This window comes from Flavobacterium chungbukense, from assembly GCF_020805785.1.
Taxonomy (GTDB): domain Bacteria; phylum Bacteroidota; class Bacteroidia; order Flavobacteriales; family Flavobacteriaceae; genus Flavobacterium; species Flavobacterium chungbukense.
The window spans coordinates 484,542-507,622 of the sequence record NZ_JAJGZV010000001.1 but is presented as its reverse complement, the minus strand read 5'-3'; the positions used below and the strand labels follow the sequence as shown (position 1 = coordinate 507,622).

Below are 23,081 nucleotides of genomic sequence, written 5' to 3'. Positions count from 1 at the left end.
CTAAAAAAACCAGAAAAATGAAACAAACTACTTTAATTGCTTTATTTTTAATGTGCTTTTGTCTCACAAATACATTTGCTCAGAAAAATAAAAAAATGGACATTATTGCTTATTACACCGGAGATTCAAAATTAATTGATGAATACGAGGTTAATAAATTAGACCAAATCATTTTCAGTTTCTGTCATTTGAAAGATGGAAAACTAACTGTTGATTCTGCTAAAGATTCAATTACGATTAAACATTTGGTTTCCTTAAAAGCTAAAAATCCGCAGTTAAAAATTATTGTTTCACTTGGTGGCTGGGGAGGCTGCGAACCTTGCTCTGCTGCTTTTTCTACTGCTGAAGGACGCTTAAAATTTGCAAAATCGGTAAAAGATCTAAGCGATTCTTATAAAGTAGACGGATTAGATTTAGATTGGGAATATCCTGCAATTGAAGGACTTCCTGGACATTTATATCAAGCGGTTGACAAACCGAACTTTACCGAATTGGTAAAAATATTACGTACAACATTAGGTAAAAAATACGAATTGAGTTTTGCTGCAGGTGGTTTCCAAAAGTATTTGGATGAATCTATTGATTGGAAAGCAGTAACTCCATTAGTAAATCGTATTAATATCATGAGTTACGATTTAGTAAATGGATATTCAAAAGTTACTGGACACCACACTCCTTTATACAGCACAAATCCGAAAGAAGAATCTACAGACAGAGCTGTTGAATTTTTGCTAAAACAAGGAGTTCCTGCTGAAAAATTAGTAATTGGAGGCGCATTTTATACGAGACAATGGAAAAATGTAGAAAATGTCAATAACGGATTATATCAGGCTGGTGAACATTTCGAAGGTGTTGATTTTAAAAACTATGCTAAAACTTACACAGAAGCTAACGGATGGAAGTATTTCTGGGATGATAAAGCAAAAGCACCATATTGGTATAACGCACAGACTAAAACTTTTGCAACATCTGACGATCTTAAGTCTATAAAAGCTAAAGCTGAATATGTAAAAGCTAAAAAACTAGGCGGAATTATGTTTTGGGAGCTTACTTTAGATAGTTTCCGTGACGGAATGGTAAATGAAATTTACAAAGTAAAAACAGGAAAATAAAAAATAATTACAAGAACAAAAAAAAGGGAATCACTTACTATTCCCTTTTTTTTATAATGCTATTTTTTTTAAAGTACTTTATTTTTATCTAATTCACCAATAAAAGGAATTGCTTCTAAAATTTCACTTCTAATGATGGTTTGCAAATAAACTTCAAGCTGAATAAATTTTGCTGCATTTATAGCCCCAATTGCTTTTTTAGCCTGGCCGTATGTTTTAGTGTAAAGCTTTTCATAAGCAATATGATTTTTTAAAGTTCCTTTTGCCAATTCATCTGCTTTAGCATCTGTTAATGTTTCGTAATTGGCTGCATAATCATTAATCAATTGAAATTTGGTCTTGCCCAACGATTTTCGTGCTGTTTCATAATTATCATAAACCTTGGCAAAAGCCGCAGCTTGCACATCAGACAAATTCATGTACTGCTTTACTAGTTCACTTTTAGATTTTCCATAAACACTTTGCACTACTTCTAAATCTTCCGTATAAGAGGATTGTGCATAAGATGAAAACGAGGCGATAGCCAAAATCAGGATAAGACTTAATTTTTTCATAATTAAAATTTGTTTTGGGTTGTTTTTAAAAATTTATTTACTTCTAACAATACTGATTTTTAACACATTAAAACATATTTAATTGGTAAGATTTGGGTAAGTGCTTTATACTTTATTTTTGTTCCTTATCTTCTGGAGCACGAATAATTCCATCGTAGCTAATAGGAGCTCTATTATTACTGTTTACCGATAATGTTGCCGATCCGTTATAAAATATTCTAAACATTAAATCATAAGTATCGTTTTGTCCCTTTACAGTTGCTTGAAAGTTAATGTTTTTAGATTTTTTCCCAACCTTAATTTTTTCAGGTTTACCTTCAAATTTAATTCCGCCATCACCATTGTATGCCACATTAAAAGCACGTCCAAAAAATGGCAGATCACAAGAAGTTGAATCAGGGTAGAATTTTAAGAAATGGGTATAATCATTCAAAATAATTAATCTACCTCCTTGAGGCGTAACTTTTTGCGCTTCGAAAACAAAAGTTTTAGCGTCAATTAATTCTTCAATTTCTTTTTGTTTTTTCTCTGCTTGTTCTGCTTTAAGTTCTTTCTTCGTTTTTTGCTGTGCAATAGAAGGGAAACTAAAAAAACATAAAAGCAATAAAATGGATAATTTAGCTGACATAAAATTTTAATTAAATAGAATTATAAAATTGTTTTATTTCTTGGTAAATCGCATCATTGCAATATCTCCAGAAATAAAATTTAAAGTTTTTCCATCATCGGTAATATCGTATGATGTTATTTTTTGGAGTGTATTCATATAAACTTGTTCTCCCTGATTATCGATACACATCATTTTTGTTACTGCCATCGGTTGGGTAAAATCAATTTTGTTTCCATTTACCACCAATTTTCCTGTGTAAGAATTGCAACTATTATTTCCTGAAACCCTATTCTCTTTTGAATCAAAATTTATTGTTGGCTTTTTGTTAGCATACAAACCATCAAAAGTAATGCGAGGTCCTGTAATGTAGTTTAGCTCCCAATTTCCATCCAATTTAGAAGCTGTATCATTTTTTTTGCATTTGAAAACATTACATGAAATTAGCAATGTTGCAAGTAACACGAGAATTAGAATATTTTTGCTCATATTATCAAAAATTAACTTTTATCTTTTTATCAAATTGGTTTTCAGATTTTTAACCATTAAAAAGTTCTTCGAATTTACGCAATATTTTTCAGAACTAATCTTATGGAAGTTTAAATTACAAAGAATAGTTTGACTTTTTTTTAACTTTTCTGACTTATCAATTCCATTATTTTATGTTAAATTTACTTAATAAATAATTTAAAAGCCTTCCTATATGAAAAAGATAATCGTTTCTTTCGCTATACTTACTGCCTTAGTTATTGGCTGTAAGACCAATACAAAATCAAATGATGCAAAAACGCTAACAGTTGCACTCGAGCCAAAAAGCAACAGTAAAGTTGCCGGAACCGCTGTTTTTACTGAGAAAAATGGTAAAGTAACGTTTACAGCAAAAATAACTGGTCTTGAACCGGGAGTGCATGCCATCCACATTCATGAAAAAGCGGATTGTAGTGCTGCCGACGGAAGTTCTGCTGGCGGTCACTGGAATCCAACATTCAAAAAACATGGAAAATGGGGAGTTGGCGAATACCACAAAGGTGATATCGGAAACTTTACTGCTGATGCAAAAGGTAACGGATCGATCACTCTTACTACAGACGAATGGTGTGTTGGCTGTGGAGATTCTAACAAAGATGTTCTTGGAAAAGGATTAATTGTACATGCAGGAACAGACGATTTTACTACGCAACCAACTGGTGATGCGGGAGGAAGAGTAGCTTGTGCAGGAATCATCAAATAAGAAAAATCATCATAACCGTTATATTTTCACAAAATATAGCGGTTATTTCATTTAAAATTAATTCTAAAACAAGAAAAAGACATAGCTTTGCATCAGCAAAATAAAGTCAATGATTAACCCATCAGCACCAGGCTGGATCGATAAGTTTTTTAGTGAACAGAAGTTTTCAGAAGCTATTCCTTTTGAAACTGTAGATTCTTTTTACTATAAAGTAAGAGACACAGGATTTATCTATGGACATATTATTGCTATAGATTCACAGATTCCGATTCCAATTAAAGGATGGTTTAAAACCGAAATTTCTAAAACAGCGTTACTCAATACGCTTTATCATGTTTTTTGCTTAGAAAAAAGAAATTCGGAACCTAAAAACTTTATTTCAGAAGTTTTAAAGTTTTACAAACAGATGAATCCAGAAGGATTTAATTTGTTTAAAATCTTATTGCCAAAAGATACTCCTTCTCTATCTCTAGAAAATATAATTGATCAAAGAGTTCAGACAAATGACAGTATCATCAGTAAAAATTTCTCGCATTTAGTAACGAATGCTTTATTGTTTATTGATGTTTTAGCTTTTAGACAATATCTAGAACATGGTCAAATCCCAGAAAAATATCTGAAACGCATTGAAGAAACCGTTCTCGGAATTGTTGGCTTAGCGTTAAAAACTAAAACCGTAAAATCTGTTCATGACGATTTGTTGATTAAGCTCTTTGAAGCTTCGATTCGATATTCTAAATTTTCAAAAGTTACTGTTGATACCTTAGAGAATTTACAATTGGATTATTTCAGTAATAAATTAGAGCAATATTATCTTATTGATATGGCCGGAATGGCACTTTGGAGTGACGGCGTTGTAGAAAATGAAGAAGCTTATTTCTTGTATTCTTTAGGATCAATGATGGGCATTTCTGATGAGTTTACAGCTAAAAGCATTGCTACAACAAATACTTTTATTACCACGCATAAAAAGAAGATTCCGTATTTTAATTACTCCAATCCGGTTAAACATTTTTACGATCAGATGACACATAGCGTTGTAAAACTGATTACACGAAATAAAAACAGACTTGTGAGAGAAATTATGCAGAGTAAGGAACTTGTCGTTCTGCTAGCTTATTCTACAACAAGAGATTTGGATGCTAAAGAGAAAAAGAAAGTCAAAAAACAGCTTTTGGATATTTGTAAAACCATTCCGTCGCTGACCATATTTTTACTTCCTGGAGGAAGTTTATTACTGCCAATATTGATTAAGTTTATTCCAACAATGCTACCATCGGCATTTAACGAAAATCTAGACGAAAACGAATAAAAAAAATCGCCCTTTTTGAGAGCGATTTTTTTTTAAAATTATATTTTTTCAATTAAAATTTCAATTGATATACTTCATCCAATTCTTCATTTGAAGCGATATTTACATTTAAATCTGTAACAAATCCAGAATTTAAACCGTAAACCCATCCGTGAAGCATTAAATCCTGACCATTTCTCCAAGCGTTTTGCACAATTGATGTTTTAGCCAGATTATAAACTTGTTCTTTTGCATTGATTTCAACAAAAGCATTAAAACGTTCTGTTTCATCTTCAATTGAATTTAAGTATTTATCGTGTAAACGGTATTCATCTTTAATGTGGCGAATCCAGTTATCAATAATTCCAACAGACTGATTTCCCATAGCAGCTTTTACACCACCGCATCCATAATGACCGCAAACAATTACGTGTTTAATTTTCAACACATTTACAGCATAATCTAAAACACTTAGCATATTCATATCTGAGTGCACAACCATATTGGCAATGTTACGATGAACGAATACTTCTCCCGGTTTTGCACCAACAATTTCGTTTGCAGGAACACGGCTGTCAGAACATCCAATCCATAATAATGGCGGAGATTGTCCTTTTGCTAAATCAGCAAAATAATTCGGGTCTAAAGCCAATGAATTTTCTACCCATTTTTTATTATTTTCTAATAACTGCTCATAAAATTTTCTCATTTTTTTTATTTTTTGTGTGGTAATTTCTAAGTTATAAAGGTCTCAAAAAATGAACTTGATGTAAAGTTACCTAAATTTTGACATTTCTATAAACATAAAAATGCTTAAATTTCATCATTCTCCTTTAACTACTTCTTTTTGAACAACTTCTCTTTTCGCTACATCATAATAATGTTCAATGGTAACATGGTTGTGGTTCTCCGGTGTATTTTCTAATTCGTAAGCTTCTTTAAATCCTTTAAGCTTCACTTTGATGTTTTCATCTATTGCGCGGGTTTCTTTAAATTCACGAATTAAATCTAAAACATCGTGCGAAATATACTCCGTATCATGCGCATTAATAATTACTTTAGAATTTTCTGGAATTTCTGCCAATGTTTGTTTGATTGCCGCTTTGTTCAAGAATGAAACTTCCTGAGCCAAATCAATATGAATGATATCGCCATCTTCATATTCTTCTTTCTTGAAAACATAAGCTCTTTTTAGATTTCCTCTCAACACAAAAATGATACTGATAACAATTCCCAGCGCAACACCTTTTAGCAAATCTGTCGCAACGACAAAGACCAAAGTTGCAATGAAAGGGACAAACTGGTATTTCCCCTTTTTCCAGAAATGCATAAAGGCTGCTGGTTTTGCTAGTTTATATCCAACCAAAATCAGAACTGTTGCCAATGTTGCCAAAGGAATTTTGTTTAAAATTGCTGGTATAGACAATACACTTATTAATAAAAGAACACCATGAATTATGGCAGACAATTTAGATTTTGCTCCTGCATTATTATTAGCAGAAGATCTTACTACTACAGAGGTCATTGGCAGACCTCCCAAAAGAGAACTTATAATATTACCCACACCCTGTGCTCTAAGCTCTACATTGGTATTGGTGTAACGTTTTTGCACATCCATTCTATCTGTAGCTTCAATACACAAAAGCGTTTCAATAGAAGCCACTATAGCAATCGTAATAGCAACTACCCAAACTTGCGGATTTGCAACAGCGGTGAAGTCTGGCATAATTATAATTGATTTAAAGTCATCAAAAGATTTTGGAACTGGCAAAGAAACCAAATGTTCTTTTGCAATTGCCAAAGTACTTCCTGTAGAAACAAATATTTCGTTTAAAACAACTCCAGCAATAACTGCAATCAGAGCTCCGGGAACTAGTTTGATTCTTTTTAAAAAAGGAACCCTATCCCAAGCTAATAAAATCACCAATGAAACTGCAGAAACTACCACGGCTCCTAAATGAATATGATTTAAAACATCAAATAAAAATGAAAAAGAATTACTTCCATCATTTTGAATAAATGCCTGATCTCCTTCAAAGTCAGCATCATAACCAAAAGCATGTGGTATTTGTTTTAAGATGATAATAATTCCAATACCGGCTAACATTCCTTCAATGACGTTTGTTGGAAAATAATTTGATATACTTCCGGCTTTTAAAAATCCTAATGCTAATTGAATTAATCCAGCAATAAAAACAGACATTAAAAAAACATCGAAAGCTCCTAAATCGGTAATTGCGGTTAAAATGATAGCCGTTAACCCAGCAGCTGGACCTGATACACTAATATGGGACTGGCTCAAATATCCTACAATGATACCACCCACAACACCAGCGATAATTCCAGAAAATAATGGCGCTCCAGAAGCCATTGCAATACCTAAACACAATGGAAGAGCCACCAAAAAGACCACTAAACCTGATGCAAAATCAGATTTAAGGTTGGCAAAAAGATTGATTTTTTTTGTCATAATACAACACTAAAAAAATTATTCATTAAAGATTTACCCCATCTCAAAATGAAATGCGGTTAAAGATCAAAATAATCGGAAGTATTATACCAAATTAGGAGGTGGAGCAAATATGCTCGGAGAAATATTATCGAGTTTTACAATGTTTTCAGAAATGATTGTTTTTTTCTCGATGCAAACGGGAATTAAAACTTCATGCTCTAAAACCGTTGGATGAACTACATTTTTAAGTTCTTTATGTACTTCTTCTTCAGCAATACTAAAAGATACAGCCGTGCCATTACCTTTCTTTATCGCCTGAACAATTGTCGGAGTCGATAAAAAGGCAATAAATATGAATAATAATATGCGGGCTACAAATTTCATCAAAACAAAAATAGCGTTAAACAAATAAAATCAAAGAGATTTTTATAGAAATTTAACATAAACAAAAAAGCAGAATGCATTTTTTAACGCATTCTGCTTCTATTTTACTAAAAAACAATACCTTAGAGAGTTTCTTCTAACCAAGCATTCATCATCCAAATTGTTTTTTCTTGCTCAGAAATGAAATCACTCATCATAGAATTGGTACCTTCATCATTAATTTCGTCCGATTTGTTTAATATTTCTCTCTCTATTTTTAATAAATCAGATAAAGAATGAACAATTAATTGAACCGCTTTTTCATCATTAGAAATATTTTTCCCAACTGTTAATTTATTGTTTTTGATGTAATCTTCAAAAGTATGCAATGGTGTTCCTCCAATTGTCAAAACTCTTTCGGCTATCATATCTATTTTTAATTGTGCATCTGTATATAATTCTTCAAATTTTACATGTAAATCAAAAAAACGTTTTCCTCGAATGTTCCAGTGAATTCCTCTCAAATTTTGATAATATACTTGAAAGTTGGACAAAAGCACATTCAATTCTTTTACTAATAATTCTGATTCTTTTACAGGTAATCCTAAAATATTTGTTTTCATAATCTATTTTTTACACTAATTTACTACAAAACTAAAGCAACTTTCATAAAATAAATATAAATAAAAATTATATTTTCTTATTTTTGCATCACAAATTACTATCAAGATGACTATAACTCAATTACAATATGTGTTAGCGGTTGCTGAGCACAAAAATTTTACACTTGCCGCCGAAAAATGCTTTGTAACACAGCCAACCTTAAGTATGCAAATACAAAAGATTGAAGAAGAACTTAATATTTTAATTTTCGACAGAAGTAAAAAGCCAATTCAACTTACCGATATTGGCCAGAAAATAGTAAATCAAGCGAAGAATATCGTAAACGAAGCCGATCGTATTAAAGATATTGTAGAACAGCAGAAAGGTTTTATTGGCGGAGAATTTCGTTTAGGAATCATTCCTACGATTATGCCAACGCTACTTCCTATGTTTTTAAATAATTTTATTAAAAAGTACCCAAAAGTTAAACTTTTAATCGAAGAATTAAATACAGAAGAAATTATACTCAAACTTAAAAACGGCCATTTGGACGCTGCGATCGCAGCAACTCCATTAGAAGATGAAAAAATCAAGGAAATTGTCTTGTATTTCGAACCGTTTGTAGCATATATTCCTGAACAGCATGCCATTTTTGGAAAACAAGAAATAGAGGTTTCTGATTTAAATCTGAACGAAATCTTACTTTTACAAGATGGCCATTGTTTTAGAGATGGAATTTTAAATCTTTGCAAAAGCGTTTCTGATGCCGATCAAAGTAATTTTCAGATTCAAAGCGGTAGTTTTGAAACCCTAATTAAATTGGCCGACGAAGGTTTGGGCACAACGTTACTTCCGTACTTGCACACCTTAGACTTAAAAGAATCCGATAAACTGAAACTTCGAAACTTTAAGGAACCTAAACCTGCTCGCGAGGTAAGTTTGATTTACCCAAAGAGCGAATTAAAAATGCAAATCATTGACGCAATCCGATCTACAATTGCAGGCGTTGTAAAGGGCGCAATTGTTTTTCAGAACGTTCAAATCATAAGTCCGCTACAAAAGAAAGCGTAATAAAAAAGGAGCCAATTTGGCTCCTTTTTTTATGCTTTAATAAGTAGTAGACTTTGTTTTAATTCTGGCTTTTCGATTACAAAACTTAATAACCATTCTTGTAATTGTTCCATTTCATAAGGTAACAGTGTCTTGATAGCTTTTTCTACCTCTTTGCAGAAAAGTATCGGATCGAAACTAACTCTCTCAAGTATTGATTTCGTGTAATCAAACATCATTTTTGACATAATAAAATAAGATTTTCGGGGGTTATCTAATTTTTTAAACTCGAGCCAAATTTAAACAATTAACCAACATAAATTCCATTTTTAACTAATTATTTTAAAAACTTTAGCAACGAATACGTTTTCTTAAAACATATAAATCAATATAGAATCGTTCTAAACAACTCGTTTCTAAAGGTTTTTAAAGGCTCTAAACATTTCTCGTTTACCAGGAGGCCCCGCTAATTTTTCGACGGTAAATCCTACAGCAATCATACTTCTCTTAACAACTCCACGAGCTGCATATGTTACTAAGACTCCATTAGGCTTCAAACTATTGTACATTTTCTGAAAAATTTCTGTACTCCAAAGCTCCGGTTGCACTCTGTATCCGAAGGCATCAAAGTAAATCAAATCAAAAGTTTCAAAATCGTCAATTTCATCAAAAAATTGTTTCCTTTTGGTTAACGAGAACTGGTCGCAAATTTCTACTTTTTGATTCCAATCTGATTTATGCATTTTTTCGAAAATGTTATGAAATTCCAATGCTTGCAGTTCCTCTGCATAATTCATTTCTAAAATTTCTTCCGCATCTACTGGATAAGCTTCTACTCCAACATAATCAATCTTTTGATTTTTTCGAATGGCTTCTAAAAAAGTAATAAAAGCATTTAATCCTGTTCCAAAACCAATCTCTAATATACTTATTGGTTTTTCAAACAATGAAAGACCATTTTTTATAAATACGTGTTTTGCTTCCTGAATTGCTCCATGTTTAGAATGATAACATTCATCCCATTCTGGTAAATGAATTGTAGTTGAGCCATCTAGCGTTTTAATTATTTCTCTTTTCACTTTTTTCGAAATTTACAATAGATTTTTATTGATTATCAAGGCATTTTAATATTCAAATTTCGTCAAAACTAATGCGTAAAGCCTTAAAAATCGATAGTTTTTTCATAAATTCTTTATAAAAATCAATTAAATATTTGACTTTATTATAGGATAAATAAATCTCAGTCAAAACCAGTAAATAATGAATTTTCACTAAGCATTTTACATAATTTTACGTAATTTTGCATTCATTAATTTCCATTTTACACGATATCATCACTTTAAAATATCAGAAGTGAAAAATATCTCACAAAAAACTTACATAACTATGAGTACAACTCAAACAAGCAAAATTGAAATCAGAAAAGCTGATTCGTCTAAGATTAGCTCTGTAGACTTTGAAAACTTAAGTTTTGGTGCTGTATTTACAGACCATTTATTTGAATGTGATTATAAAGACGGACAATGGCAGAATCCGGTCATTAAGCCTTATGCTCCTATTCTAATGGATCCATCATCAAAAGTCTTTCATTACGGACAAGCTATTTTTGAAGGAATGAAAGCTTATAAAGATGAGAATAATGATGTTTGGTTGTTTAGACCTGATGAAAACTACAAACGTTTCAATAATTCTGCTGTTCGTATGGCAATGCCAGAAGTTCCAGAAGATATTTTTATGGATGGTTTAAATGAATTATTAAAAATCGACCAAGAATGGATTCAGAGAGGAAACGGTGCAAGTATGTACATCCGTCCTTTTATGATTGCAACAGGACCTGGGGTAATCGCAAATCCTTCTGATGAATATAAATTTATGATTTTACTTTCTCCAGCAAAAGCTTATTATGGAGGAGAAGTAAAAGTAATTATTGCAGAACATTTCAGTAGAGCTGCAAATGGCGGAATCGGTGCTGCAAAAGCAGCTGGAAACTACGCAGCGCAATTTTATCCAACTAACTTGGCAAACAAAGATGGTTTCCAACAAGTTATTTGGACTGATGATGCAACACATACAAAATTAGAAGAAGCTGGAACAATGAACGTTTTCTTCAGAATTAACGATACTTTATTAACAGCTCCAACAAGTGAAAGAATTTTGGATGGTGTTACGAGAAAAAGTTTGATTGCAATGGCTGAAAAAGAAGGTCTTAATGTAGAAGTTCGTCCAGTTATTGTTTCAGAATTGGTTGAAGCGGCTAAAAATGGATCTTTGAAAGAAATCTTCGGAGCAGGAACTGCAGCGGTTATTAGCGTTATCAAAGGATTCTCTTATAAAGATGAATACTATGAAATGGAGCCAATTGAAAATTCTTACGCTTCTTTCTTAAAAGAGAAATTAACAAGTCTTCAAAACAAACTTTCTGAAGACACGTACGGATGGACCGTTAAAGTTCAATAATCCAAAACCATATAAAAAAGAGAAACCCGATAAATTTAGTTTTATCGGGTTTTTTATTTGGCTTTATTATAAAATTTTATCGTGAAGATAAGATATTAAACTCAATCTTGTCATTTCGACGAAGGAGAAATGACAAAATAACGTAAAGCTTTGCGGACTTTGTTTTTTTTACAAGAACTACAGAAAAAAACTTAGCGTTCTTTGCGTTTAATCTTCTTTACAACAATTTAGAAAAATCAGGTTTAAAGTAATTTGGTCCTTTCATTACTTTTCCGTCTTCTCTATAGATAGGTTTTCCGTCTTCTCCTAATTTGCTCATATTACTGCGTTGAATTTCATCAAAAACAGCTTCAATTTTATCTTGAAGTCCGTGCTCGATAATGGTACCGCACAAAATATACATCATATCGCCAAGCGCATCAGCAATTTCAACCAAATCATTATTTTGAACCGCCTCGTAATATTCTTCGTTTTCTTCTTTCATTAAATTATAACGAAGTAATTTTTTTTCAGATCCAACATCGGCAACTGGAGTTGCGCTATGACCAATTTTAAATGCGGTGTGAAATTCTGTTACGGCGTCGAGTTGTTTTTTCATATTATAGTTTTCCTTTTTTTTGCTAATATAAGTCACTTTATAATAAATTCGAAAATTTATTGAACGAAATGAAAAGCCAATTTAGCAGCAAATCGTATACAATTCTCTAAATTTGTCAAAAATAATTTTAGAAGTATGTTTAGTCAAGGACAATTAATATTTGGAGTCTGTTTTTTTATTGCATTTGTAATCATTATGATTTTTGCTTATCGAAAAGATTTAGCACTGCACAAAATCTTTTACAAAGGAAATTACAAAGTACTTCTTGTTTTTTTACTCTTTATTGCCATTTTGTTTTTGATTAAAATATTCTTCAAAAGATAAGTTTAAAAAAAACAATAAAGTCTTATTTTTATTTAAAAATAGTAATCGCTATAAAATAAAACCTAATAATTATTGGTTATTAGTAAGACTGACAATAAATTTATAACTTTACGAACCAAACAATCTACCAATGAAAATTCTTAAGTATTTATTTCTTTTTGCATTATTAAGCTTTGTTGCTCTTACTGTTTTTGTTGCCACTCAAAAAGGAGATTTTTCTGTAGAAAGAAGTAAAGTTATCAATTCGCCTCGCTCCACAGTTTATAATTATCTTAATGATTTTAGAAATTACGAAGATTTTGAATCTTGGTCTGTTGAAGATCCTACTATAAAAATGACTTTTGCTAATAAGACTAGCGGAAACGGAGCTTCATTTTATTGGGATGGGGCTGACGGAAAAGGAAATGCCATTACCATTAAAACAAAAGATGGAGAAAACATTGCACAAAAAATGCACTATGACGGCACTCAAGCTGATGTAAGCTGGACTTTAAAAGACACTTTAAACGGAAAAACAAAAGTTACCTGGAAAGGAAAAGGTACGATGAGTTTCTTGTTTAAAATTTATACTGCATTGCATGGTGGTTCTGATAAGGTAATTGGAACTATTTATGAAAAAAGTTTAGTAAATATTGACAAAAATCTAGACTACGAAACTAAAACTTACGCGGTTAAAGTTGATGGTGTGGTTAAAAAAACAGAAACACCTTATATTCGTCAGACTTTTACGAGCGAAATTTCAAAAGTAAATAAGAATGCTAGGATTGTTATTCCGAAATTGATTCAGTTTAGTGAAGCAAATGGCTTATCTGAAAGCGGGAAACCTTTTATTATCTACCATACATACGACACTAATACTGGTTTAGCAAAGATTTCGATCTGTTTACCAATCAATAAAGAAATTTCTATTAGCTCTGGAAGCGATATTTTATCCGGAAAATTAACTGGCTTTGATGCTGTAAAAACGACACTTACCGGAGATTACTCCCATAGAAATGAAGCGATTGCTAAAACAACAGCTTATATCAACAATGAGAAGATAATTCCAGATTTAAGCTGGTCGCATCTCGAAATTTGGACTCTTAGCAAATTGGATGTAAAAGCATCATCAAAATTAGTTACAGAAATTTATTTTCCAATAAAACCAAAAGTAGTTCCTGTTGTAACAGAACCAGTTTACGCTCCGCAAACAGCGAGCGAAACACAAGGAGAAACTCCAACAAGCGAACCTCGTACAGAAACGCGAAAAGAACCTGTTAAAAAGAAACCAGCCCCTACACCAGCTCCTGCTCCTACGCAAGAAGAAGACTCAGAATTTTAAATTTCAAAAGTTTATTAAACCTTTTGTTTACAATTCAGTCTAATATACATTCAGAAGGTTTACACAATAAAAAAGTTTGATAGACGAGAAGGAATTTATAAAACAATTATTAAACCCTCAAACGCAAAATACAGCGTTTCAAAAACTCTTGTCTGATTATCAGCGTCCGCTGTATTCTCATATTCGAAACATTGTTTTGAATCATGATGATGCAGATGATGTTTTGCAGAATACTTTTATAAAAGTCTTTCAATATCTTAAAAACTTTAAAGGTGAAAGTAAACTTTTTTCCTGGATGTATCGTATTGCCACAAACGAAGCTTTGACTTTTTTATCTCAAAAAGCAAAATTGAGCGGTATTTCGTCTGAAGATCTTCAAAATAAAACGATTGACAATTTAAAGGCAGATCTTTATTTTGATGGAGATGAAATTCAAATCAAATTTCAAAAAGCAATTGTAACGCTTCCAGAAAAACAACAATTAGTTTTCAAAATGAAATATTTTGAAGAATTGAAGTACGAGGAAATAGCCGAAATCTTAGGAACTTCGGTTGGTGCCTTAAAAGCATCTTATCATCACGCAGTAAAAAAAATTGAATTATATGTTACATCAAATTAAACCTTTGGTAACTAAAACTATCTTATAGATATTATGAAAGCATTTAAATTAGAAAACGAACCCAAAATAAAATCTGGATTTAATACTCCAGAAAATTATTTTGATGATTTTTCAGAGAAAGTTTTACAGCAATTACATCAGAAAGAAGTTAAGGTAATTCCTTTTTACAAACGTAAAAAAACACTTTCGCTTGCGGCCGCGGCTGTAATTGGTTTTGCGCTGATGATTCCGATTGTAAATAATTACAAAGCAACATCTAATGATCTGGATGAAGCTACATTAGAAACCTATTTATCTTATCAGTCCAATATAAGCCAGTACGATTTAATTCAGAAGTTAGACGACAGCGATATTGAAAAATTAAACAATAATATTACTTTGGAAGACGAAACTCTAGAAGACATTTTATCCACAAGTCCAAACATAGAACATTTAATTGCAGAACAAAATTAAACTTAACTCAACAACTTAACTTAGCAATGAAAATAAAAAACATTTTAACATTACTGCTCTTTCTGACAAGTATTTCCTTTTTTGCACAAAATGGAAAAATTGATGAAAAACGTGAAAAGATTAAAGCTTTTAAAGTTTCATTTTTAACGACAGAACTAGAATTAACTTCAACAGAAGCAGAAAAATTTTGGCCTATTTACAATGCTTATGATGATAAACAATTCGAATTAAGACATTTAAAAATGAAAACTTATCTGAAAAAATTAAACGATGACAATTTTAAAAATCTTTCAGAAAAAGAAGCCGTAACCTTATTATCTCAAATAGAAAGTACAGATAAAGAATTGTATCAACTAAGAGAAAAATTTATGAGTAATATTAAAAAGGTGCTTTCTGCAAAGAAAATATTATTACTTAAAAAATCGGAAGACGATTTTAGCCGAAAATTGTTGCAGCAGTATCGTGATAAAGCCAACAAAGACTAAGCAATAAAGAAACAACAGCGATAAGGACCCTATATAATAATACTTACTTTATTATTTAGGGTTCTTATTTTTTTATTTAAAATTAAGCTTAACTACTTTATTATGACCCGCTGCAATTGCAGTATTTCTGTTTACAAAACGAATAGTAAAAAGTGTTGAATCTGTAGAAAGCTGCATCCAGTTTTCTCCTCCATTTTGAGAATATTGTATGCCTTCAGAACCAACGCATACAATTTCTTTTCCATTTCCTCCAGGCACATATTGCACACAAGACGCATAACCAAAGCCCATATTCTGCCCTATCAATTCCCACGTTTTTCCACCGTCTTTGGTAAAAGCTTTATTATCTATTCTTTTATTCGGATAATCATAATCTCCTCCTGCAATAAAACCTTGTTTAGAATCGTAAAAATCAGCTGTAAAAATCCCCGTCATTTGTTTTCCTTGAACAATCGGTGTTTCTACTACTTTCCATGTTTTTGCCTTATCTGAAGAATAAAAAACACGTGCTTTTTTCCCTCCCGAAACAAGCCATGTATCATTTCCTTTAATTACAATATTAGTATTACTTGCTGCAAAAGCAGCTTCACCAGTTGTATTTGTCGGCAATTTATCCGACAATAATTTTGTCCAGGTTTCTCCTCCATCTCTTGTTACAATAACAGAAAAAGTATCTTCGGTCGGATCACCAATGGCAATTCCTTCTTTATCGTTCCAAAACTGCATGCTATCGTAGAAAACTTTTGGGTTAATTTCTTTGTAAACCAATTTAACTTTATTGTCTTTTTTAGAAACCGCATAAAGCAAGGCAGGATTTGCTACACTAAGCAAAAAAACATCTTTTGAAGTCTGGGCGATGCTTCTAAATTCTAAGTTTAAAGTATCACGGTAAATATGTTCTTCAAATTTTTCTTTTTTAGTTAAATCATAATAACCAAAACGAGAATTATCTGCACCGTACCAAACTTTATTTTTATCAATTAGAATAGCTCTAATACTAATTCTATCTTTAAAAAGAGTATCTACTGTCATTGATGTAAAACCACTACTATAAAGTACTTCCGTTTTATGATTAAATGTTCTAAAAGACATCAATAAAATAAAAATACCACAAAATAAAGTTAGTTTTTTCATAGGAAATCAAAATTTGGTTAACGCTAAAATACGATTATTTATAAAATTTCAAATAGGTTTATTTCTTTTTCAAAAAATAAAATTGATATCTCTCTTTATTGCAAATCAAAACAAAAATAGAACAAACAAATCATAAGTTATTGATTAAGTGACAATTAAAATACGCAAGATTGCAAAACTAATTTATGGCACAGTAATTGGATATTCACTAGTAGAAAAAATAATTTAATACAATTAAGTCATGAAAACGAAATTACTTTTAATAGCGATGATAGCCTTAGTTTTTGGTTCTTGTGCAGCACAGAGTCAAACTACAGTATACGCAAAAAATTCAGACATAAGCGATAATTTAGATTTAAGGGCAGTTGCTTCGATGTTTGGAGAATCAGCCAATCTTCAAGATTTTGAAAGAAGATTAAATGATCCAAAATATCAAATTTCTAACTTAGACTTAAATGGCGATGACCAAGTAGATTACTTACGTGTTATCGAATCTGTAGAAGATAGAACACACGTTGTAATTATTCAAGCGGTTTTAGATCGTGATGTTTATCAAGACATTGCAACTATTGATGTTGAAAGAGATAATTACAATAAAGTAAGTGTTCAGATAGTAGGAAATACTTATTTGTATGGTGCAAACTACATTTACGAACCAGTGTACAGTGTTGCACCAGTAATTTATACTTCATTTTGGGTAAACAATTACAGACCATACTACTCAACTTGGTATTGGGGTTATTACCCTACCTATTACACAGCTTGGGCGCCATATCCAGTTTACAGATATAGAAACAATGTAAATGTTTGCATAAATGTTCATAACAGTTACAACTACGTAAATGTTAGAAGAAGTTACAGAGCTCCAGCTATCTATGAAACAAGACGTGCTTATGGTTATGAAAGAATGCGTCCTAACAATAGTTTTGCTCAAAGACATTCTAACACTACAAACAGATACGAATTAGATCAAAGACGAGTTGCTAGTAGAGAATCTAACAGAAATACCTACAGTACAAATAGAGGCAATACAGCAAGACCTATTTCTAGTGATAATAGAAATTCTAACAGAACATATGCAGAAAACAGAAGCTCAACTAACAGAACTTCTGCAGAAAGAAATACAGATAGAAACTATAATTCTAGCAACAGAACTGTAAACAGAAACACAGAAGGAACAGCAAATAGAGATTATTCAAACAGAGGAAATAGTTCTGCAAGAGTTGAAAGTACTCCAAGAGCTGAATCAAGAACCAATACAGGAAATATTTCAAGAGGAAATTCAGAAAACAGAGTAAATTCTAATCGCGAGATGTCTTCTCAAAGATCTGAGAATTCAAGAAGCTATTCTCCAAACAGAGCTAGTACAACGCAATCTGCTCCAGTTCAAAGAGCTGAAGCTCCAAGAAGCAATTCTGAAAACAGATCTAGCAACTCAAACAGAGAATATACTGCTAGACCGCAACAAACTCAGCAGCGTTCAGAAGCGCCAAGAGCTAGTCAAGAAACTTCTAGAGTAAGCCAAGAATCTAGAGGAGGACAACCTCAGAGAGAAAGCGGTTCGAACAATAGAGGTGGTGGCGGAAGAAGAGGTTAATTTTAGTACAAACGATAATGTAAGAAAGCACAATTTTAGGATTGTGCTTTTTTTTATCTTTTTAATTATAATTGCTGCTAATTTGTTTTAAAACAGTAAATTTGCAACCGTCTTTTATAAAAATATACATGAGCGCATCGCATAAAAACTTACATAGTAAGTTGTCTATTGGGGGTTTATTGATTACTTTAGGGATTATTTACGGAGATATTGGAACCTCTCCATTGTATGTAATGAAAGCCATTTTGGGCGATCATACCATAAATGCTGATATTGTTTTAGGAGGTATTTCTTGTGTATTTTGGACTTTGACACTGCAAACTACGATTAAATACGTACTTATTACATTAAGCGCAGACAATCATGGTGAAGGAGGAATCTTTGCACTTTATGCCTTAGTCAAGAAAACAAAAATACAATGGCTTATTGTACCCGCCATAATTGGAGGAAGTGCATTGCTAGCTGACGGAATTATTACGCCACCTATCTCGATTTCATCTGCTGTAGAAGGAATTCGCGCATTTTACCCAACAATGCAAACCCAAACTATTGTTTACATTGTTATTAGCATTCTCTTCGTTTTATTTACCATTCAGCAATTCGGAACTAAATTGGTTGGGAAATTTTTTGCCCCAATGATGTTAATCTGGTTTGCCATGCTTGGAACTTTAGGAACTATTCAAGTACTTAATTATCCAGAAGTTATTAAAGCGATTAATCCATATTATGCTTATCATTTATTGTCTATTCATCCTGATGGTTTCTTCGTTTTAGGATTTGTATTTTTATGTACAACTGGAGCTGAAGCATTATATTCTGACATGGGACACTGTGGTAGAAAAAACATCAGAATAAGCTGGATGTTTGTAAAAACTACTTTGGTTTTAAATTATTTTGGACAAGCTGCCTATTTAATTCATCACGAAGGAAGTACGCTACAGCAATTAGGTGGAGAAAATGGAAATCCATTTTACTTAATTATGCCGCATTGGTTTTTACCATTCGGAATTGTAGTAGCAACTTTGGCTGCCGTTATTGCTTCTCAAGCGCTTATTAGCGGATCATTTACTTTGATTAACGAAGCAATGCGTCTTAATTTCTGGCCTAAGGTAAAAATCAAATATCCAACAGAAGTTAAAGGTCAATTATACATTCCGTCAATCAACTGGTTATTGTTTTTTGGTTGTGTTGGAATTGTATTACACTTCGAAAAATCAGGAAATATGGAACATGCGTATGGTCTTGCCATTATTTTGTGCATGATCATGACGACTATTTTATTGAATTATTACTTAATCATGAAACGTGTAAAATTGTATTTCATGGTTCCGTTAATTACGATTTACCTCTTAATTGAGTTTAGTTTCTTATTCGCCAATATTACCAAATTTGCAGAAGGTGGTTATGTAACCTTAATCATTGCAAGTATGCTGATTTCTGTAATGACGATTTGGTACTTAGCTAAGAAAATCAACAAAAACTACACGAAAGTGGTTAAGGTTGATGACTACAAACAAGTTTTAGTAGAATTGAGCCAAGATTTATCCATTCCGAAATATGCAACGCATTTGGTTTATATGACGAATGCAAATCGTGTTGATGAATTAGAGGAAAAAATCATTTATTCTATTCTGCAGAAACGTCCAAAAAGAGCCGATATCTATTGGTTTGTTCACGTTAACATTTTAACCGAACCTTATAAAACGCAATATAAAGTTACCGAAATTGCTAAAGACGATATTTATAGAATTGATTTCAACTTAGGATTTAGAGAACCTACCAAAATCAATTTAATGTTTAGAGAAGTTATCAAAGACATGGTAAAACGCGGAGAAGTAGATATTACCAGCCGTTACGAATCTTTAAACAAAAACAATATTATTGGTGACTTTAAATTTGTCCTTTCTGAGAAATTCTTATCAAACGACAATGATTTAAGATGGCATGAAAACATTATCATGAACTCTTATTTCTTTATCAAAAAATTGAGTTTGTCTGAAGAAAGAGCTTTTGGTCTAGACAGTAGTTCTGTTAAAATAGAAAAATTCCCAATGGTGCTTCATGCTCCAGAAAATATTGGATTAACTCGTATTATTTCAAAAGAATAAAAGCTTAACAATAATTTCAAAAAACACTCTTTTTTAGAGTGTTTTTTCTTTTAATGAAAGTCTAAGATAAGATTCAGTATTAAAAATTTAACTTTCAATCAATTAATAGTACCTTTGCAACTCAAATAATAGAAATGAGATTACACAGAAATTTAGTTTATACTACCATTGACTCTTTGAATGCTATTTTCAATGAAGGAGAATATGCCGATAAAGTGGTGGCAAGAGCATTAAAAAAAGACAAACGTTGGGGAAGTTCTGACAGGAAGTTTGTTGCTGAAACGATATACGAAATTGTTCGTTGGAAACGATTATACGCCGAAATTGCAGAGGTAAAAGAACCTTATGATAGAGATAACTTATGGAGAATGTTTGCCGTTTGGGCAGTTCTACGTGGTTATCCAATTCCGGATTGGAGACAATTGGAAGGGACACCAGAAAGAAAAATTAAAGGCCGTTTTGACGAATTATCTAAAAACAGAGCGCTTAAAGAATCTATTCCGGATTGGATGGATGAATTAGGAGTAAAAGAATTAGGTGAAAAAGTTTGGTCGAAAGAAATTGCGGCACAAAATCAGCCAGCAAAAGTTATTCTTAGAACGAATACTTTGAAAGGAACTAAAGAAAGCCTTAGAAATACATTGATGGATTTAAATATTGAAACAGAATATTTAAAAGATCAGCCTGAAGCTCTTGTTTTAAAAGAAAGAGCAAACGTATTTTTGACAGACGCTTTTAAACAAGGACTTTTTGAAGTTCAAGATGCTAACTCACAATTAGTTGCAGGATTTCTTGACGTAAAACCAGGAATGCGTGTTGTAGATACTTGCGCTGGAGCGGGAGGAAAAACATTGCACATGGCTTCCTTAATGGAAAACAAAGGACAGCTAATTGCAATGGATTTGTACGAAAGCAAATTGAAACAATTGAAATTAAGAGCAAAAAGAAATGGAGCTTTTAATATTGAATATCGAATTATCGACAGCACAAAAGTGATCAAAAAATTACACGAAAAAGCAGATCGTGTTTTAATTGATGCACCTTGTAGCGGATTAGGAGTTTTAAAGAGAAATCCAGATTCTAAATGGAAATTACAGCCTGAATTTATCGATAACATTCGTAAAGTTCAGAGTGAGGTTTTAGAAAGCTATTCTAAAATTGTAAAACCAGGCGGAAAATTAGTCTATGCAACTTGTTCTGTATTACCATCAGAAAATCAAGAACAAGTGGAGAAATTCTTAAAAACAGAAATCGGACAGCAATTTACTTTTGTTGAAGATCGTAAAATGCTGGCTTCAGAATCTGGTTTTGATGGTTTCTATATGGCTTTACTGGAACGTAAAATATAAATTCCAATTTTGAAATTCCAAATTCCAATTTGTTTTGGAATTACTCAATATTAAAAAATCCAAATTCCAATTTTAAAACTTGGAATTTGGATTTTTTTTATTTTTTTTTCTAATTCCCTACAGTTTTGTCATTTCGACGTAAGGAGAAATCTCCGAGAAGCTAGACAAAGATTGTATTTTCGTTGCGGAGTTACTTACGAAGATTTCTCCTTACGTCGAAATGACAAGATTGTGAAAGAACTTTCGTTTCACTTTGTCAAAGTTTAAAACTTTGACAAAGTTCTAAACTACGAGTTTGGAATTTGGAATTTTGATATTTGGAATTTAATCCTGCAAGGTAGGCTTTCGCAGTAATTTTCCATTTTCGTTTTCTTTGAATTTTGAAACAAAAACTATTTCTTTCGGCTTTTCATATTTACCTAAAACATCAAAGAAATCAGAAGCAAAATCTTGTTTTTCTCCTTCAATAACTAAAACTAATTTTTCTCCCAAAGTAGTATCCGGAAGTCCAGTTACAAAAAACCTGCTATTTATTTTCCCAGTTAATTTGGCTTCAATCTGTTCAGGAATCAGCTTCACTCCTCCACTATTAATTACATTGTCAATTCTTCCTAAAAAGATAAATTGCTGATCGTTTATTAATTCTACCAAATCATTCGTTACAATCGCTTCGTCAGAAATTGTAGCAACATTGATAACCAAGCATCCGCGTTCATCTTGCGATATTTTTACATTTGGCAGAATTGAAAAAACAGAGTCTCCCAAACGTTTCGCAGCAATATGCGTGATGGTTTCTGTCATTCCGTAAGTTTCATAAATCTCTGTTTTAAGCGGTAAAAGTTTTTCTTCTAAAGAAGAATCCATTTTAGCACCTCCTATTACAAGTTTACGAACTTTTGAAAGTCCTTTGATTGAATTTTGAACCTGAAGCGGCACCATCGCAACAAAATCGTACAAAGTCGTATTTAATTCTAACGGATGAAGACTTGGCGAAACAACATCTAATTCTAATCCTAAAATTAAACTGCGCACCAACATCATCTTTCCTGCAATAAATTGTGTCGGAAGGCATAATAAAGCTTTATCACCAGGTTTTAAATCAAAAAAATCACCCGTTGCTAGTGCAGACTGGATCATTGCTTTTTTTTCTAATCTTACCAATTTTGGCAGTCCAGTAGTTCCCGAAGTTGTCATTTCGATATAATCCTTTTTATCAAACCAATCTAAAAAGAATTCACCAATTGATCTTTCGTAGGCGTCACCTTCTTTAACATAACTATAAGCAGCTCGGCATAAATCTTTTGCATTTAAATGATAACCGTTTAGCTTAAAATAATTATGAACGTTGTTATGAGTTAAGTTTTGCATACTTT

At 32.1% G+C, this 23,081-nt stretch carries 24 protein-coding genes; 12 read left to right on the top strand and 12 right to left on the bottom strand.

Annotated features, from left to right (window positions below):
- The first annotated feature begins 17 nt into the window (after nucleotides 1-17).
- Nucleotides 18-1,112 carry a glycoside hydrolase family 18 protein gene (locus LL966_RS02155; protein WP_229349745.1) on the top strand — a complete coding sequence of 365 codons (1,095 nt, stop codon included), beginning with the start codon at nucleotides 18-20 and terminating at the stop codon, nucleotides 1,110-1,112.
- A 68-nt stretch (nucleotides 1,113-1,180) separates the two neighbouring features.
- Here LL966_RS02155 and LL966_RS02150 read toward each other — a convergent pair whose 3' ends face one another.
- The 3 genes from LL966_RS02150 to LL966_RS02140 form a co-directional block, all read right to left on the bottom strand.
- Nucleotides 1,181-1,666, bottom strand: a complete 486-nt coding sequence (locus LL966_RS02150; protein WP_229349743.1) for a hypothetical protein — start codon at nucleotides 1,664-1,666, stop codon at nucleotides 1,181-1,183.
- Nucleotides 1,667-1,778: 112 nt separating this feature from the next.
- Nucleotides 1,779-2,294: a DUF4251 domain-containing protein gene (locus LL966_RS02145; RefSeq protein WP_229349741.1), complete on the bottom strand. Its 516-nt coding sequence runs from the start codon at nucleotides 2,292-2,294 to the stop codon at nucleotides 1,779-1,781.
- A gap of 33 nt (nucleotides 2,295-2,327) precedes the next feature.
- Complete coding sequence (locus LL966_RS02140) at nucleotides 2,328-2,762, bottom strand: META domain-containing protein (RefSeq protein WP_229349739.1); 435 nt, start codon at nucleotides 2,760-2,762, stop codon at nucleotides 2,328-2,330.
- 214 nt (nucleotides 2,763-2,976) lie between these two features.
- Here LL966_RS02140 and LL966_RS02135 point away from each other — a divergent pair, with 214 nt between their 5' ends.
- Together LL966_RS02135 and LL966_RS02130 are read left to right on the top strand one after the other, a co-directional pair.
- Nucleotides 2,977-3,504, top strand: a complete 528-nt coding sequence (locus tag LL966_RS02135) for a superoxide dismutase family protein (RefSeq protein ID WP_229349737.1) — start codon at nucleotides 2,977-2,979, stop codon at nucleotides 3,502-3,504.
- A gap of 109 nt (nucleotides 3,505-3,613) precedes the next feature.
- The gene (locus tag LL966_RS02130) at nucleotides 3,614-4,816 is read left to right on the top strand and encodes an LETM1-related biofilm-associated protein (RefSeq protein WP_229349735.1); all 1,203 of its coding nucleotides are present in this window, start codon (nucleotides 3,614-3,616) and stop codon (nucleotides 4,814-4,816) included.
- 52 nt (nucleotides 4,817-4,868) lie between these two features.
- Here the strand turns inward: LL966_RS02130 and can are convergent, their stop codons facing one another.
- The 4 genes from can to LL966_RS02110 all read right to left on the bottom strand — a co-directional run bounded on the left by can (nucleotide 4,869) and on the right by LL966_RS02110 (nucleotide 8,233).
- Nucleotides 4,869-5,504 (bottom strand): carbonate dehydratase, encoded by a 636-nt coding sequence (can, locus tag LL966_RS02125; protein ID WP_229349734.1) that lies wholly within the window; start codon nucleotides 5,502-5,504, stop codon nucleotides 4,869-4,871.
- A 114-nt stretch (nucleotides 5,505-5,618) separates the two neighbouring features.
- Nucleotides 5,619-7,265: a SulP family inorganic anion transporter gene (locus LL966_RS02120; RefSeq protein WP_229349732.1), complete on the bottom strand. Its 1,647-nt coding sequence runs from the start codon at nucleotides 7,263-7,265 to the stop codon at nucleotides 5,619-5,621.
- A gap of 84 nt (nucleotides 7,266-7,349) precedes the next feature.
- Nucleotides 7,350-7,631: a hypothetical protein gene (locus LL966_RS02115; RefSeq protein ID WP_229350881.1), complete on the bottom strand. Its 282-nt coding sequence runs from the start codon at nucleotides 7,629-7,631 to the stop codon at nucleotides 7,350-7,352.
- Between the two features lie 122 nt (nucleotides 7,632-7,753).
- A complete protein-coding gene (locus LL966_RS02110) occupies nucleotides 7,754-8,233 on the bottom strand; it encodes a Dps family protein (RefSeq protein WP_111288607.1) in 480 nt (159 codons plus the stop codon).
- A gap of 106 nt (nucleotides 8,234-8,339) precedes the next feature.
- On the opposite strand from LL966_RS02110, the gene LL966_RS02105 reads away from it, so the two are divergent.
- Complete coding sequence (locus LL966_RS02105; protein WP_229349730.1) at nucleotides 8,340-9,284, top strand: LysR substrate-binding domain-containing protein; 945 nt, start codon at nucleotides 8,340-8,342, stop codon at nucleotides 9,282-9,284.
- 29 nt (nucleotides 9,285-9,313) lie between these two features.
- Here LL966_RS02105 and LL966_RS02100 read toward each other — a convergent pair whose 3' ends face one another.
- Together LL966_RS02100 and mnmD are read right to left on the bottom strand one after the other, a co-directional pair.
- Entirely contained in the window at nucleotides 9,314-9,511 is a 198-nt protein-coding gene (locus LL966_RS02100) for a hypothetical protein (RefSeq protein WP_229349728.1), read from the bottom strand.
- Between the two features lie 168 nt (nucleotides 9,512-9,679).
- Nucleotides 9,680-10,342, bottom strand: a complete 663-nt coding sequence (mnmD, locus tag LL966_RS02095) for a tRNA (5-methylaminomethyl-2-thiouridine)(34)-methyltransferase MnmD (RefSeq protein ID WP_229349726.1) — start codon at nucleotides 10,340-10,342, stop codon at nucleotides 9,680-9,682.
- A 307-nt stretch (nucleotides 10,343-10,649) separates the two neighbouring features.
- Here mnmD and LL966_RS02090 point away from each other — a divergent pair, with 307 nt between their 5' ends.
- Nucleotides 10,650-11,720: a branched-chain amino acid aminotransferase gene (locus LL966_RS02090; RefSeq protein WP_229349725.1), complete on the top strand. Its 1,071-nt coding sequence runs from the start codon at nucleotides 10,650-10,652 to the stop codon at nucleotides 11,718-11,720.
- A gap of 217 nt (nucleotides 11,721-11,937) precedes the next feature.
- On the opposite strand, the gene LL966_RS02085 is transcribed toward LL966_RS02090, so the two are convergent.
- Nucleotides 11,938-12,318 (bottom strand): nucleoside triphosphate pyrophosphohydrolase family protein, encoded by a 381-nt coding sequence (locus LL966_RS02085; protein ID WP_229349724.1) that lies wholly within the window; start codon nucleotides 12,316-12,318, stop codon nucleotides 11,938-11,940.
- Nucleotides 12,319-12,772: 454 nt separating this feature from the next.
- On the opposite strand from LL966_RS02085, the gene LL966_RS02075 reads away from it, so the two are divergent.
- The 4 genes from LL966_RS02075 (at nucleotide 12,773) to LL966_RS02060 (ending at nucleotide 15,520) form a co-directional block, all read left to right on the top strand.
- A complete protein-coding gene (locus tag LL966_RS02075) occupies nucleotides 12,773-13,963 on the top strand; it encodes an SRPBCC family protein (protein ID WP_229349721.1) in 1,191 nt (396 codons plus the stop codon).
- Nucleotides 13,964-14,039: 76 nt separating this feature from the next.
- On the top strand, nucleotides 14,040-14,582 hold the full coding sequence (locus LL966_RS02070) for an RNA polymerase sigma factor (protein ID WP_229349719.1): 543 nt from the start codon (nucleotides 14,040-14,042) through the stop codon (nucleotides 14,580-14,582).
- A 33-nt stretch (nucleotides 14,583-14,615) separates the two neighbouring features.
- A complete protein-coding gene (locus tag LL966_RS02065; RefSeq protein WP_229349718.1) occupies nucleotides 14,616-15,035 on the top strand; it encodes a hypothetical protein in 420 nt (139 codons plus the stop codon).
- 26 nt (nucleotides 15,036-15,061) lie between these two features.
- A complete protein-coding gene (locus LL966_RS02060; RefSeq protein ID WP_229349716.1) occupies nucleotides 15,062-15,520 on the top strand; it encodes a sensor of ECF-type sigma factor in 459 nt (152 codons plus the stop codon).
- A gap of 72 nt (nucleotides 15,521-15,592) precedes the next feature.
- Here the strand turns inward: LL966_RS02060 and LL966_RS02055 are convergent, their stop codons facing one another.
- Entirely contained in the window at nucleotides 15,593-16,654 is a 1,062-nt protein-coding gene (locus tag LL966_RS02055) for a beta propeller repeat protein (protein ID WP_229349715.1), read from the bottom strand.
- 241 nt (nucleotides 16,655-16,895) lie between these two features.
- Here LL966_RS02055 and LL966_RS02050 point away from each other — a divergent pair, with 241 nt between their 5' ends.
- The 3 genes from LL966_RS02050 to LL966_RS02040 all read left to right on the top strand — a co-directional run bounded on the left by LL966_RS02050 (nucleotide 16,896) and on the right by LL966_RS02040 (nucleotide 21,708).
- A complete protein-coding gene (locus tag LL966_RS02050) occupies nucleotides 16,896-18,251 on the top strand; it encodes a hypothetical protein (protein ID WP_229349713.1) in 1,356 nt (451 codons plus the stop codon).
- 128 nt (nucleotides 18,252-18,379) lie between these two features.
- A complete protein-coding gene (locus LL966_RS02045) occupies nucleotides 18,380-20,359 on the top strand; it encodes a KUP/HAK/KT family potassium transporter (protein ID WP_229349711.1) in 1,980 nt (659 codons plus the stop codon).
- A 134-nt stretch (nucleotides 20,360-20,493) separates the two neighbouring features.
- Entirely contained in the window at nucleotides 20,494-21,708 is a 1,215-nt protein-coding gene (locus LL966_RS02040) for an RsmB/NOP family class I SAM-dependent RNA methyltransferase (protein WP_229349708.1), read from the top strand.
- 324 nt (nucleotides 21,709-22,032) lie between these two features.
- On the opposite strand, the gene LL966_RS02035 is transcribed toward LL966_RS02040, so the two are convergent.
- Nucleotides 22,033-23,076, bottom strand: coding sequence for an AMP-binding protein (locus LL966_RS02035; RefSeq protein ID WP_229349707.1), 1,044 nt, complete (start codon nucleotides 23,074-23,076; stop codon nucleotides 22,033-22,035).
- Between the last annotated feature and the right edge of the window lie 5 nt (nucleotides 23,077-23,081).